We start from the raw sequence: 12,828 nt of genomic DNA, 5'->3' as shown, positions 1-12,828 counted from the left end.
TCAATCCCGCGCGGCCCCGGCCGGGCGGATGCTCGTTATCTCCGTGTTTTCCCCGAGGGTCCCCCCGTTCAAGGCGATCTCGGCGATGATCTTGAACCCTCGGGTTATTCTTCCCACGATCACGTACTGCCCGTCCAACCACGGCGCCCTGGCGGCGTTGACCACGAACCCCGGGACCTCGTCGCGCGATATTCCGATCATTCCCACCCGATCGAAACCGGCCCCCGCGGCCGGCGGCTCCAGTGCCTGAACTCCCCCCTCCACCCGGCTCCCGGTTCCGGGAGCGACCTGGAGCAGGGTCCGGGCGATCGTCTTTCGCACTATCCATTTATCATAATATCCTTCCCGGACGAGGGCAAGGAACTTCTCCGACGTCAGGGGCGCCAGGGCCGGGTAGAGGACCGCTTCCATGGTTCCCAGCGTGGTGTCGATTTCGATTCTCGGGCCGGTTTCCGCGGGCCCGCTCCACGCCTCGGGCGCCGGGTCCGCGCGGGAGAGCGCGTCCGCGACCGCTTCCCGGACCAGGCGCGAAGGGGCGGTGGTCATGGCGGTGGCAAGGACGCCGGTCTCCTGGGACGCCAGGATCCGCTGGCGCATCAACTCGGCTTCGGCCTGGTTTTTCCGATACGAAGGCGTTTGCAGAAAGACGATGTCGCGGATTCTGCCCTGTCGAACCGTCACCTCAAGCTTGATCGAGGTTTTCGAGGATTGGTCACGGGCCATTCCGAAGAACGTCCCGTCCCGATACTCCGCGGCGCGGCCCGCCGCCGCCGCGACGAGCGCCGCCGCCGCCAGCCCCGCGATCGCCTGCGGCGTCATTGTTCGCGATATCCTTCGAACGTCGGCTTCAAGTCATGCCTCTTTCCGCCTTCCCCCGGAGTTCGGGTCAGCCGAAGGGGTTGCCCAGTTCGGCGACCAGCCGTTTCAGTCCGTCGGCGGGAAGGCCCGATCCGGGGTGTCGTTCGAGAATCGAGACCAGGGACTCCAGGGGGAGCCCGATCACGGTCGAGTAGGAGCCCTCGACCCGGTCGATGAGGAGTTCGCCGTGCTCCTGAACGGCGTAGGCCCCGGCCTTGTCCAGCGGATCGACCAGGGCGAAGTAACGGTCGATGGTCTCGTCGTCGAGGGGCTTGAACCGGACCCGGCTTTCGCTGCAACCCGTGACCGTTTCCCGGGGACGGGGGAAGATCACGGTCACCCCGGTGAAGACGCTGTGGCTTTTGCCCCCCAGTTCGGCCAGCATCCGCCGGGCTTCCCGGAGGTCGGCGGGTTTCCCCAGAATCTCCCGGCGGAAGACCACGGTGTCGGAGCCGATGACGATCGCCCCGGGATCGGTTTCCGCGACGGCCTCGGCCTTGATACGGGAGTTGTATTCCACCGTCCGGGCCGGCCGGCCGGGAAAGGTCGCTTCGTCGGTCCGGGCCGGGCGGGTCTCGAAGCGGAGTCCCGCGCTCCGCAGAAGCTGATTGCGGCGGGGGGAGACGGAGGCCAGGATCAGTCGGTAGGAACTGGTCATGACGAAGTCCTTTCCGGTTCGGGTATAATTAGATTAACAAAAGCCGATTGAAGCCATAAGATACTGATTTTCTTCGCGAAGGGAAGAAAAACCCGCCCGCTTCTCTTCAGGGATGAACCGGTTGCCGTCTTCGGGCGTAGTAAGAGATGATTGAAACCGACGAGAAACTGATCGAACGCTGCGCCGGCGGAGACACGGGCGCATTGGAAGAGCTGATGGGACGCTACCGGGATCCCCTGATGGCGTTCATGGTGGGAATGATCCGGGACTACCACCGGGCCCAGGAGGCTTATCAGGATACGTTCATACGGGTGTTTCGCGGAGCGCCGAAGTTCCGGGCGGGGAAAAAATTCAAGACCTGGCTCTATGCCATCGCCGCCAACCGTTGCCGCGACGAATTGAGGAGCATGAAACGCAAACGGACCTGGTCCCTGGACGCGCCTTTGACGTCCGAAGAGGAGGAAGGAACGACCCACGGGGACCTGCTGGAATATCCGGGGCCCGGCCCCGGCGACGAGGCCGCCGCCGCCGAGTTCCGGGAAATGCTGGACCGGGAATTGCGGGAATTGAGCGCGGCGCACCGCGAGGTGGTTGTTTTGAACCGCATCAACGGGCTGACCTACCGTGAAATCGCCGAAGTTACCGGAGTCCCGCCGGGGACGGTGAGGTCGCGGCTGCATTACGCCCTGGAGCACCTCCGCCTGCGCCTGAGCCGCTACCTCGATGAAGGGAATGAAGAAACAACCTGAGAATTGTCGATCCGTGCGGGAACTCCTGCGGGACCGGATCCTGGGGATCGCGGGGCCCGACTGCTTTTCCGAGCGGGTCCGCGAGCACCTCGAGGACTGCCCCGGCTGCCGGGCTTACCGCGAGGAACTCTCCCGGGCCTGGGAGTCTCTCCCCGCCGCTCCCCCCGTGTTCTCCCCCGCCGCCGACCACGCCGTGGTGGAGCGGCTGGAACAGGAACTTAAAAAGCCCCCGGTCTTTCCGATTCTTCCCCTGGCGCGGGTGGCGGCGGCGGCCGCCGCCGTCGTCGTGCTGGCCGGGACGGGCTGGTTTTTCCTCGTCCGCCGGCCGGCTCCCTCCTTCACCGAGGCCCTGACGTTTTCCCCGTCGCCCGTCCGCGACCCGGACGCGGTCCTGGTCGACTACCTGGAGCAGGTGGAGGAGGTCCTGGACCGGTTGGAGGCCGGCGGCTACGGGACCTGGGACGAACTGCTGGAGGACATCGTTTCCCGCGACCTTCAGGGGCGGGCCCTCTCCCTCACCCGGACGCTCTCCCCCGGGTCCCGCTACCGCGAGCTGGTCAGGGACCTCCACGGCGATTTCCGGTTCCTGCTCAATGCCGGCCGCAAGCGGGAGGGCGAAGCGGTCCTGCTCCCCCCCGCGTTCCAGGTCGACGAACTGGCGCGGCGGGTCCGCCGCGAGCGCGCGGCCTCGGCCGCCGCCGGGACGGAGGGGGGGGAGTGATACCGCGCCGCTACATCAGCTTCGTCAATTACTTCCTGGGGATCGTCCTGGCCGCCGGCGTGGGGTATCTGATCTGGACCATCGTCGTTCCGCCCCGCGCCGGCGAGGTGGGCGCGTCGGTGACCTACGAGCACGACGGCGGCTCCGGGGGGGAAGCTTCGGCTCCCGGCCCCGGCTACTACGGCGCCATCCTCGCGCGCAACCTCTGGCAGACCAAGTTCCAGCCGCCCGAGGAAAAAGCGCCCCCGACCCCGCCGCCCCCGACGGCGCCGCCGCCCCGCCTCGAACTCAAGGGAACCTCGGTCTTCGACGATCCCCGCCGCAGCTGGGCGATCATCGAGGACCTGGCCAGCAAGACCCAGAAGATCTACCGCCTCGACGACGTCATCCGGGGCTGGCGGGTGGTCGAAATCGACCGCATCGACGTCACCCTGGAGAACAACGGCCGCCGCCACGTGATCTCGTCGTTCATCGGCCACATCCCGGTCCCGGAAAACCGGCTCCATTTTTCCCGGGTCTTCAAGAAACTGGGGCCGAACCGCTGGCTGGTCAGCCGCCGGGGGATGTGGAAGCTGGTCAACGAGAAGATGCTGGAGAAGCTGGCCCGCGGGGGGGAGAACTTCCGGCTGGTCCCCGACGACGTCATCGGCTCCCTGCGGACGGTGGGGTGCCGTCCCTGGTATCCGCCCCAGGGGCGGACCCGGGGGCCGGCCTCCGGTTACGAGATCGTCGTCCTGCCCCGGGAGCACCTGGCCTACAAGCTGGGGGTGAGGGAGGGGGACGTGATCCAGGAAGTCAACGGGTTGACCATCACCGGCAAACAGGAAGCCATGGACATCCTCCTCAAGATCCAGGACGCGCAGACGGTGGTCGTCGACGTCCTCCGGGGGGACCGGCACGTTCAATTGGAATATCTGGTCCAGGACCAGGAACTGGATCCGACGCAATGAAACGAATCGGCAACGGGCGCCCGCGCGGGCCCGGGAAACGAAGCCGATTACAGAGCCAACATCGAGCAGGGGAAACCGCATGAGAAAAAACCACGGAATCCGCACACTACCCGTCCTCCTTCTTTGCCTCCTGGGACTGGCTTTTCCCGGGAGGCCGGTCCGGGCGCAGCAGCCGGCGGACGACGAAGGCATGGTCAGCATGGATTTCGACAACGTCGACATCCGGCTGGTCATCAAGTACATCAGCGATCTGACCGGGAAGAACTTCATCGTCGACAACGACGTCCGGGGCACGGTGACCGTCATCTCCCCCACCATGATCCCCCTGGACGAGGCCTACAAGGTCTTCGAATCGATCCTGGAAGTGCGCGGGTTCACCGCCGTCCCCTCGGGGAAAGTGATCAAGGTCTCGACCAAGCGCCTGGGCAGCCAGAGGAACATCCAGACCGCGGTCGGCGACAACCTGGAACAGATCGTGCCCGAAGACACCCTGATCACGCAGCTCATTCCCCTGGAGTACGCCGAGGTCGAGAAGGTCCGGGCCGCCCTGGGGCCGCTCTTCTCCAAGGAGGCCAGCGTCATCCCCTATCCCATGACCAACACCCTGATCGTGACCGACGTTTCCTCCAACATCCACCGGCTGGTCAAGATCATCAAGGAACTCGACGTTCCCGGCTACGAGACCCGAATCACGGTGTTGCCCCTGCGCTACGCCGCCGCCGAGACCCTGGCGGCGGAACTGACCCAGGTCATCGAGGAAGCCGGAACGGTTCCGGGGACGCCCCCCACCCCCCGCCGCCGCAACCGCCAGCAGCTGCAGCCCACGGAATCGACTCTCAAGCTCATCGCCGACGAACGGACCAACTCCCTGATCATCCTCGCCAACTCCGAAGACACCCGCCAGGTCATCGAACTGATCAAGAAGCTCGACGTCGAAACCGAACGCACCAACATCCACGTTTATTTTCTCCGGAACTCCGACGCCGAAGAGATATCCAAGGTCCTCAACAACGTCATCGGCAAGCGCAAAACCACGGGAGGGGAGGTCGTCCCCCTCATCAGCGAAGACAAGGCCACCAACTCCCTGATCATCGACGCCACCCCCGAGGATTACGCCTCCCTGCAGAACATCATCAAGCAGCTGGACATCATGCGCGACCAGGTCCTGGTCGAGGTCCTGATCGCCGAAGTCGCTTACGACAAGTCCTTCGAACTCGGCGTCGAGATCCAGTCGATCGGCAACGAGGGGCAGACCCAGGGGCTTCCCACCGGGCAGGGTTATTCTTCCATGGGCGCCGGCCGCAGCAACGCCCAGGGCTACGGAGGTTCGAGCTGGTCTTCCAGCGGGAACGCCCTCTCCTCCATGCTCGCCGCTCAGGCCTCCGATCCCACCGCCATCGTCACCAGCGGCCTTTCCGGGGGGACCATGGGGTTCGTTCAGAAGATGGCGGGCACCGGCACCAGCATCCCCGACCTGGCCGTGCTCATCCATGCCCTTCAGACCAACCAGGACGTCGATATCCTCTCCACTCCCCAGGTCCTGACCATGGACAACGAGGAAGCGTCGATCGAAGTGGTCAAGAACATCCCCTACGTGAGCAAGATCGAGATCAACAGCAACGACAACAACAACGATTATCAGGACATCGAGTATAAGGACGTGGGGATCAAACTCAAGATCACCCCCCACATCAGCCGCGACCGCATGGTCCGGCTCGAGATCAGCCAGGAGATTTCGTCGATCATCGGTCAATCGGTGTCGGGGTACTACCTGACCCCGGAAACCTACAAGCGCATCACCGAAACCAACGTCATCGTCAAGGACAACCACACCATCGTGATCTCCGGCCTGATCCAGGACGAAAAGACCCAGACCGAGGACAAGATCCCCTTCCTCGGCGACATCCCCCTGCTGGGATATCTCTTCCGCTGGGAGACCAACACCACCGCCAAGCGCAACCTCCTGGTCTTCATCACGCCCCGGGTGGTCAAAACCACCCAGCAGATCGCCGATCTGACCGCGATGAAACGGCACGAAATGCCCTATATCGACCTGCGCCTCTCCGAGGACGAAAACGAGACCCGGCTGCGGGAAGAAGAGGCGCGGCGCAAGCAGCAGGAGCGCCTCGACGAACTCAAGAGCATCTACCGGGAAGAGAATTCCGGTTCCGCCTTCTTCGACCGGGTCCTCCGGGAAGAACGGGCGGCCGCCGGGGAGGAGGAAGAGCCCGCTCCCGCGGCCGCGTACGAGGAGAAATCGGAGGCCGCGCCCCCCGCGGGCGAGGCCCCGGAAGCCGCCGTTTCCGAGGCGAAACCGGCGCCGGAGGAAGTTTCCGCCCCCGCGGAACCGGCACCGGAGACGGCCGCTTCCGAAGAAAAACCGCCGGAGGCGGTTCCGGCCGAAACCGATTCCGGGAGCGCCCTGGGGTTCCTCAACAACCTGCCCCGGGTAACCTTCGGCCGCCCCGACGAGGAAGAGACGAAACGGGGGACCGCGCGCTTGCGCCAGTAGGCCGGCGGGAGAAAGGCGATGAACGAGGTTCTGGAAAAGGAAGTAGCCGAGAAGCTGGTCGGCGCCGGCGCCCTCGCCCGGCCGGCTCTGGACAAGGTTCTGGATAAATGGTCTCCGGGCGAAAGCCGGTCGCTGACCGAGGAACTGATCGAAGCCGGGTTGGTTCGGGACAGCCAGGTCCGCCGGGCCCTGGCCGAATGCCTGGGGTTCCCCTTCGAGGAGCACCTGACCGAGGAGCGCGTGGACAAGGCGCTGGTCTCCCGGGTCCCGCTCAATTTTCTTCTGGCCAACCGGCTTATCCCCCTGGGTGCGTCCGCCGACGGAACGGTCAAGGTGGCGATGGCCGACCCCCTCGACGTTCAGCCTCTGGACGACCTCCGCCTTCTTCTCGACCGCAACCTGGACGTGATCGTCTCGGTGCCCGAGGAGATCGTCCGGATCGCCAACCGCTGCTACGGACACGCCGACGGCGCCGCCGAGGCCATGTTGGAGGGGCTGGAGGAAGACGAAGACGCTCCGGAGATGGTGACCATCACCGACGCCGCCGAGGACCTTCTGGACATCGCCGCCAAGGCCCCGGTGATCAAATTGATCAACCTGATCATCTTCGAGGCGGTCAAGGCCCGGGCCAGCGATATCCACATCGAACCCTTCGAAAAGGACCTGCGGGTCCGCTACCGGATCGACGGCGTTCTCTACGAGGTCCTCAGCCCGCCCAAACAGTACCAGTCCTCGATCATCTCCCGCGTCAAGATCATGGCCAACCTCAACATCGCCGAGAAGCGCCTCCCCCAGGACGGCAGGATCAAGATCCGGATCACCGACCGGGAGATCGATATCCGGGTCTCGGTCATCCCGGTTTCGTTCGGGGAACGGATCGTGTTGAGGCTCCTGGACAAGTCCAGCCAGTTGTTCGGGCTCCACGATCTGGGGCTGGGCGACGACGGCCTTAAGCTCCTGCGCCGGCTGTTGAAACTCACCCACGGCATCATCCTGGTGACCGGGCCCACGGGGTCGGGAAAGACCACCACGCTCTACGCCGCTCTGCACGAGATGAACTCCCTGGACAAGAACATCATCACCATCGAGGACCCGGTGGAGTACCAGCTGCCCGGGATCGGGCAGATCCAGGTCGCTCCCAAGATCAACCTCACCTTCGCCAACGGGTTGCGCTCGATTCTCCGCCAGGACCCGGATATCGTCCTGGTCGGCGAGATGCGCGACACCGAGACCGCCGAAATCGCCATCCAGGCTTCGCTGACCGGCCACCTGGTCTTCAGCACCCTCCACACCAACGACGCCGCCGGGGCCATCACCAGGATGATCGACATGGGAGTCGAGCCCTACCTGGTCTCTTCCTCGGTGGTGGGGATCATGGCCCAGCGCCTGGTCCGCACCATCTGCCCCCACTGCGGTGAGTCCTACGCGCCCAGCGAGGAGGAACTCAAAAGCATCGGCCTCGCCCTCGACCAGCTCGAGGGGCGCCCCCTGGTACGGGGAAAGGGATGCGAGAAGTGTTTTCATTCCGGCTACATGGGGCGTTCGGCCATATTCGAACTGCTGCTGGTCGACGACGAGATCAGGCGGATGGTGGTGGAGCGGGTGGACGTGGGCACGATCAAGCGCGCCGCCCTCAAGCGGGGGATGCGCACCCTGAGAATGGACGGGGCCCGCAAGGTCGTGAGCGGAGAGACGACCGTCGAGGAAGTGATCCGGGTCACGCAGGAAGATATCATCGAGGTCTGAAGCCGGGAGCGGCCCGGCGAACGGGACGGGAAGACGGATGGCGGTTTTCGAATACAAGGCATTGAACGGGAAAGGGAGCCAGGTGACGGGGATCATCGACGCCGATTCCCCGGCCGACGCCCGCACCAAACTCCGGCGCCAGGCCCTCTACCCGACCGAGATCGTCCGCAGCGAGGAGAAGATCGGGCTGCAGAGCGAGGTCAACGTCTCCCGCATCCTGGGGAGGATCAAGGCCTCCGACGTCTCCGTCTTCACCCGCCAGCTCTCCACCCTGGTTGGGGCGGGGATGCCTTTGGTCCCCTCCCTGAGCGCCCTGATCGAACAGTTCGAAGGCAACCCCCTCAAGCGGGTGGTGATCCAGATCCGGGACCAGGTCAACGCCGGCTCCACCTTCGCCGACGCCCTGGCCGAGCATCCCCGGATTTTTTCCCCCCTCTACGTCAACATGGTCAAGGCCGGCGAAACCGCGGGGGCGCTGGAGATGGTGCTGGGCCGTCTGGCGGACCTGGCGGAGAAGAACCTCAAGCTGCGCAGCACCGTCCGGGGGGCCATGCTCTACCCGGTGGTGGTATCCATGGTGGGCGTGCTCGTGGTGGCGTTTCTCCTGATCAAGGTCGTCCCCACCATCATCGTCCTCTTCGAGGACACCGAGAAGGCGCTGCCGTTGCCCACCCGGATCCTGATCAACGCCAGCACGCTCGTCCAGGAATACTGGTGGTTGATTCTCCTGGTCCTGGGGGGGGTATATCTGATCTACCGGGTCTGGTCCCGGGGCAAGCGGGCCCGGTACCTGGTGGACTGCTGGAAGCTCAAGATCCCCATCTTCGGCCCCATTTTCCGCAAGCTCACCATCGTCCGTTTCAGCCGCACGCTGGGCATCCTCCTCTCCAGCGGGACGCCGCTCCTGCACTCCTTCGACATCGTCAAGAACATCGTCAACAACCAGGCGGTGGGAGAGGCCATCGAACAGGCCAAGGACGCGGTCAGGGCCGGGAAATCCATCGCCGAGCCTTTCCGGCAGAGCCGGGTGTTCCCCCCGATCGTGGTGCACATGCTCTCGGTAGGGGAGTCGAGCGCGGCTCTGGAGGACATGCTCTTCAAGATGGCCCAGGCCTACGAAGACGAGGTCGAGGCTTCGGTCAGCGTTCTGACCACGGTGCTGGAGCCGATCATGATCCTGTTCATGGGGGTGGTGGTGGGATTTATCGTCATCTCCATCCTGCTGCCGATTCTGCAGATGTCCGATATTCAGATCTAGGAAGACGCTCGTGACGAACAAAACGAAAACCGGCGCCGGGAGCGCGGCGGGGAAACCCTCCGGGTCTCTCTCCGGCGCCGGGGGGAGGTAGCATGAAAAGAAAGAACGCACGACAACGGTCCGCGGGGTTCACCCTGGTCGAGCTGATGGTGGTGATCGCCATCATCGGGCTCCTGACCGCGGTGGTGGGGGCGGCTTTCATGAAGCGCATCGGGCGGGGAAAGCAGGCCGCCGCCCAGGCCCAGATCCAGGCGTTCGCCGACGCCTTGGAGATGTACTACGCCGACGTCTACGACTATCCCGGCAGTCTCGACGGCCTGGTCCGGGCCGAGGGAAGCACGGACGGGTGGTCGGGGCCCTACCTGAAGAAGCAGGAGATTCCCAAGGATCCCTGGGGGAACGCCTACATCTACACGAAAGGCGGGGCCGAGGGAGCCGATTACACCATCGTCTCCTACGGCAAGGACGCGTCCCCCGGCGGCGAAGGCGAGAACCAGGATATCGCCAACTGAGGCCGGGGAGCCCTCGACGTCATGCGCCGCCGCCCCGAAAACCGGGGGTTCACCCTCCTGGAACTGGCGATCGTGGCCGCCCTGATCGGAGTGCTGGCCCTGGTGGTTTTCCCCCGGTTCACCGGGCTGATCTCTTCCCGCAAGGCGGTGGGGTTCACCCGGCGGCTGGCCGGCACCCTGGACTACGCCCGGGCCCGAGCCGTCCTCGAGGGCCGGATCTACCTGGTCTACCTCGACCGCAACGACAAGACCTTCCGGTTGGGGCGCCTGGGCGCCGACGGTTCCCAGGAAACGGTCCCGGGCCGGCTGGGCGCCCCCCAGGCCATCCCCGAGGGGCTGCGGCTCTCGGGAACGGTCTCCTCCCCGATCTACTTCTATCCCGGCGGAAATTCGGACGGGGCCGAGATCGTGCTGCGCAGCGCCGACGATTTCGGCCGCCGCTACATCATCAACCTCAAACCGTACGTGGGGAGAAGCGAGGTTGAGATCAAGGGCTGAGAAGTCGTTTCCCGGGGCCCGGGGGTTTACCCTGATCGAGGTCATGGTCGCGGTCGCTCTGCTGGGGATATCCCTCTCCCCCCTCCTGCTCACCCACGGTTCGGTCCTGAAGAATTTCGCCCGATCCAAGGAACGCACCGGAGAAACGCTGGCGGCCGCTTCCGCTCTGGCGACGGTGGAGGCGATCGGACTTCCCGCCGCCCAGGGCGACTACGGCGGGGTCGTGGAGGAATGGGAACATCTGCGCTGGAAGGCGGCGGTCGGCGAGGTGGCCGAATCCCTGGCCCAGGTCGAGGGGGTTTCGTTCCCCGAGGGAGGGGAGGAAGAGGGGAGGAAGGTCGCCTTCTCCACCTATATCGTCAACCTCGAATACCCGGAACCCGAGGAGAAGCCGGTTGAATAAGAGCGCCGCCTCCCCGGGGCAAGCCGGGTTCACCATTCTGGAACTGTTGATCGCCGCCGCCCTCACCGCGGTGATCCTTTCCTCGGTCTACTGGTCCTTTTCCACCGTGGTCGGCTCCAGCCGCCGCTACCGCACCGGTTCCGACGCCTACCAGGCGGCGCGGGTGGTGCTGGGGGGGCTGGAGCGGGAATTGAGCGGCATCTACGTTCCTTTTTATGCGGGAGAGGACGAAGACGACGTTAAAAACCTATTTCTGACCGACGATCTCTGGGCGGGCGGTTTCGAGTCGGACCGGATCAGCTTCATCACCACCACCTTCCTCCGCTCCGGTCGGGAGGACACCCCCGGTTACGACACCTGGGAGATTTCCTACTATCGGGAAGAAGACAAGCTCATGGCCAAGGTCGCTCCCTGCTACAGCCTGGACGAACCGTTCGAGGGCGGGGAGGAGATGATACTGGCGGAGGGCGTCCGCTCCCTCGATTTCAAATACTACAGCCCCGAGGAGGAAGCCTGGCAGGACGAATGGGATATCCTCGAGGAAGAGGCGCTGCCCACGGCGGTCAAGGTCACCGTCGGCTTCGGTCCCTCCGACGAAGAGGAGGATGTCCGGCGGTTTTCCGTCGCCGCCTGGGTTCCGGCCGGAGGGAGCAAGGCGCCGCCGGAGGAGGATCGGTGATGCGCGTTTCCTCCCAGAACGGCGCGGTGCTGATGGTCGTGGTTTTCATGGCGGCGGTTCTGGCCGTCCTGGTGCTGCAGTTTTCCTACCTGATCAGCCTCGACGCCCGGATGGCCTCCGCCTTCCGCGACAGCGAAGAAGCGTACTGCCTGGCCCGAGCCGGGGTGGCTCAAGCCATGGACCTGCTGGCGCAGGACAAGCTCAGCGACCTGGAGGAATCGGGGGAAGCGCAGGGGGAGATGGAAGCCAAGCCCTACGACTCGCTGATCGATCCCTGGGCCGTGGCCCAGTCCGAAGTCGAGCTGGGCCGGGGCGGTTTCGCCTTCGCCGTCGTCGACGAGGACCGCAAGTTCAACATCAACCTCCTCATCAAGGAAGAAAAAGGGGTCAAGGAGGTCACCGGTCTGATCTCCAAACTGGAGGGGGAGAGCAAGGACGAAGGGGAGGGTGGGGGGGACGAGGGATCGACCGTTACCGGGACCAGCCCCGACCCCGAACCGGGAGGGGAGGGGACCGACCGGGACGAGGACGACCCCTGGCCCGAGGAAGAGAAGATGGTCGACGTTCTCACCTGGTTTTTCGAGTACCTGGAGTTGGAGAACGCCGAGGACATTTCCGGAAATCTGGCCAACTGGATCACGTCCAACGACCGGGGGAAGAGCGATTACAGCCTCGGCGATCCCGGGTACACGATCAAGAAAGCCCCGATGGAAACGCCGGGGGAGATCAGTCTGATCAAGGATATGACCCGGTACCTGTTTCTGGGGCCGGCCCCGGAGGAAATCCGGCTGGAGGGCGCGGAAGGCTCCGAGGAGTCCGAACCTTCCGGCGAAGATGAACCATTTTCGGGGTTTCGTTCGTACTTTACAGTATACTCTGACGGCTATATCAACCTTAACACCGCCTCGGTCCCGGTGATCGCCCTGGGACTGAGGAGTTTGGGGGAGGAATACGAGGACGACGCCTTGGACGCGGCCCAGTGCCTGGCCCAGGCCCGGGACGAGCTTCCTTTCGAGGAGCTGGACGAAACGTCGCTGGGCGAACTGGACTGCGATCTGCCGCCGGGTTTGGAAAAGCGGTTCAAGGTCGAAAGCGATTTTTTTACAATCATATCCGAGGGACGGGTCGGGGGAAGCCCGGGCGGAGAAGACTCTCCCGGACGCCCCCCCCGCGCCACCTGCCGGGTGCGGGCCCTGGTCCACCGCCTGGACGAGCGGATGGTCATTCTCCGGTGGAAAGTGGAATCCCCCTGGATACCGACGACGGAAAGCGAGTAGGCCGGCG

Annotated in this window: 13 protein-coding genes; 11 read left to right on the top strand and 2 right to left on the bottom strand. The window is 64.7% G+C overall.

Annotated features, from left to right (window positions below; all coding sequences use genetic code 11):
• Both PLZ73_07350 and PLZ73_07345 read right to left on the bottom strand, forming a co-directional pair.
• Positions 1-819: a peptidylprolyl isomerase gene (locus PLZ73_07350; protein ID HOO77688.1), complete on the bottom strand. Its 819-nt coding sequence runs from the start codon at positions 817-819 to the stop codon at positions 1-3.
• A gap of 67 nt (positions 820-886) precedes the next feature.
• On the bottom strand, positions 887-1,516 hold the full coding sequence (locus PLZ73_07345; GenBank protein HOO77687.1) for a Maf family protein: 630 nt from the start codon (positions 1,514-1,516) through the stop codon (positions 887-889).
• Positions 1,517-1,662: 146 nt separating this feature from the next.
• Here PLZ73_07345 and PLZ73_07340 point away from each other — a divergent pair, with 146 nt between their 5' ends.
• The 11 genes from PLZ73_07340 to PLZ73_07290 all read left to right on the top strand — a co-directional run bounded on the left by PLZ73_07340 (position 1,663) and on the right by PLZ73_07290 (position 12,821).
• Positions 1,663-2,265: a sigma-70 family RNA polymerase sigma factor gene (locus PLZ73_07340; protein HOO77686.1), complete on the top strand. Its 603-nt coding sequence runs from the start codon at positions 1,663-1,665 to the stop codon at positions 2,263-2,265.
• On the top strand, positions 2,249-2,986 hold the full coding sequence (locus PLZ73_07335; protein ID HOO77685.1) for a hypothetical protein: 738 nt from the start codon (positions 2,249-2,251) through the stop codon (positions 2,984-2,986). Before PLZ73_07340 ends, PLZ73_07335 begins: the two co-directional genes overlap by 17 nt.
• On the top strand, positions 2,983-3,936 hold the full coding sequence (locus PLZ73_07330) for a hypothetical protein (protein HOO77684.1): 954 nt from the start codon (positions 2,983-2,985) through the stop codon (positions 3,934-3,936). The genes PLZ73_07335 and PLZ73_07330 overlap by 4 nt, the downstream gene beginning before the upstream one ends.
• A gap of 79 nt (positions 3,937-4,015) precedes the next feature.
• On the top strand, positions 4,016-6,448 hold the full coding sequence (locus PLZ73_07325; GenBank protein ID HOO77683.1) for a secretin N-terminal domain-containing protein: 2,433 nt from the start codon (positions 4,016-4,018) through the stop codon (positions 6,446-6,448).
• Positions 6,449-6,466: 18 nt separating this feature from the next.
• Positions 6,467-8,194 carry a type II secretion system ATPase GspE gene (gene gspE / locus PLZ73_07320; GenBank protein HOO77682.1) on the top strand — a complete coding sequence of 576 codons (1,728 nt, stop codon included), beginning with the start codon at positions 6,467-6,469 and terminating at the stop codon, positions 8,192-8,194.
• A gap of 37 nt (positions 8,195-8,231) precedes the next feature.
• On the top strand, positions 8,232-9,452 hold the full coding sequence (gene gspF, locus PLZ73_07315) for a type II secretion system inner membrane protein GspF (GenBank protein HOO77681.1): 1,221 nt from the start codon (positions 8,232-8,234) through the stop codon (positions 9,450-9,452).
• Between the two features lie 92 nt (positions 9,453-9,544).
• Positions 9,545-9,964: a type II secretion system major pseudopilin GspG gene (gspG, locus tag PLZ73_07310; protein HOO77680.1), complete on the top strand. Its 420-nt coding sequence runs from the start codon at positions 9,545-9,547 to the stop codon at positions 9,962-9,964.
• Positions 9,965-9,985: 21 nt separating this feature from the next.
• Positions 9,986-10,462: a GspH/FimT family pseudopilin gene (locus tag PLZ73_07305; GenBank protein ID HOO77679.1), complete on the top strand. Its 477-nt coding sequence runs from the start codon at positions 9,986-9,988 to the stop codon at positions 10,460-10,462.
• Entirely contained in the window at positions 10,446-10,865 is a 420-nt protein-coding gene (locus PLZ73_07300) for a prepilin-type N-terminal cleavage/methylation domain-containing protein (GenBank protein ID HOO77678.1), read from the top strand. Before PLZ73_07305 ends, PLZ73_07300 begins: the two co-directional genes overlap by 17 nt.
• Positions 10,858-11,544 (top strand): type II secretion system protein GspJ, encoded by a 687-nt coding sequence (locus PLZ73_07295; protein HOO77677.1) that lies wholly within the window; start codon positions 10,858-10,860, stop codon positions 11,542-11,544. The genes PLZ73_07300 and PLZ73_07295 overlap by 8 nt, the downstream gene beginning before the upstream one ends.
• On the top strand, positions 11,544-12,821 hold the full coding sequence (locus PLZ73_07290) for a type II secretion system protein GspK (protein HOO77676.1): 1,278 nt from the start codon (positions 11,544-11,546) through the stop codon (positions 12,819-12,821). Before PLZ73_07295 ends, PLZ73_07290 begins: the two co-directional genes overlap by 1 nt.
• The last annotated feature ends 7 nt before the right edge of the window (positions 12,822-12,828 follow it).

The sequence above is a fragment of the bacterium genome (genome assembly GCA_035380285.1).
GTDB lineage: Bacteria > Auribacterota > Erginobacteria > Erginobacterales > DAOSXE01 > DAOSXE01.
Note: the sequence above shows the minus strand (reverse complement) of the source record. Positions and strands in the feature narration are given on the sequence as shown.

Bases quoted from the DNA above. Each gene is read 5' to 3' on its own strand.
- PLZ73_07325 (HOO77683.1), top strand. From the start codon at position 4,016: ATGAGAAAAAACCACGGAATCCGCACACTACCCGTCCTCCTTCTTTGC.
- gspF (HOO77681.1), top strand. From the start codon at position 8,232: ATGGCGGTTTTCGAATACAAGGCATTGAACGGGAAAGGGAGCCAGGTG.
- PLZ73_07290 (HOO77676.1), top strand. From the start codon at position 11,544: ATGCGCGTTTCCTCCCAGAACGGCGCGGTGCTGATGGTCGTGGTTTTC.
- PLZ73_07345 (HOO77687.1), bottom strand. From the start codon at position 1,516: ATGACCAGTTCCTACCGACTGATCCTGGCCTCCGTCTCCCCCCGCCGC.
- PLZ73_07335 (HOO77685.1), top strand. From the start codon at position 2,249: ATGAAGAAACAACCTGAGAATTGTCGATCCGTGCGGGAACTCCTGCGG.
- gspE (HOO77682.1), top strand. From the start codon at position 6,467: ATGAACGAGGTTCTGGAAAAGGAAGTAGCCGAGAAGCTGGTCGGCGCC.
- PLZ73_07350 (HOO77688.1), bottom strand. From the start codon at position 819: ATGACGCCGCAGGCGATCGCGGGGCTGGCGGCGGCGGCGCTCGTCGCG.
- PLZ73_07340 (HOO77686.1), top strand. From the start codon at position 1,663: ATGATTGAAACCGACGAGAAACTGATCGAACGCTGCGCCGGCGGAGAC.
- PLZ73_07305 (HOO77679.1), top strand. From the start codon at position 9,986: ATGCGCCGCCGCCCCGAAAACCGGGGGTTCACCCTCCTGGAACTGGCG.
- gspG (HOO77680.1), top strand. From the start codon at position 9,545: ATGAAAAGAAAGAACGCACGACAACGGTCCGCGGGGTTCACCCTGGTC.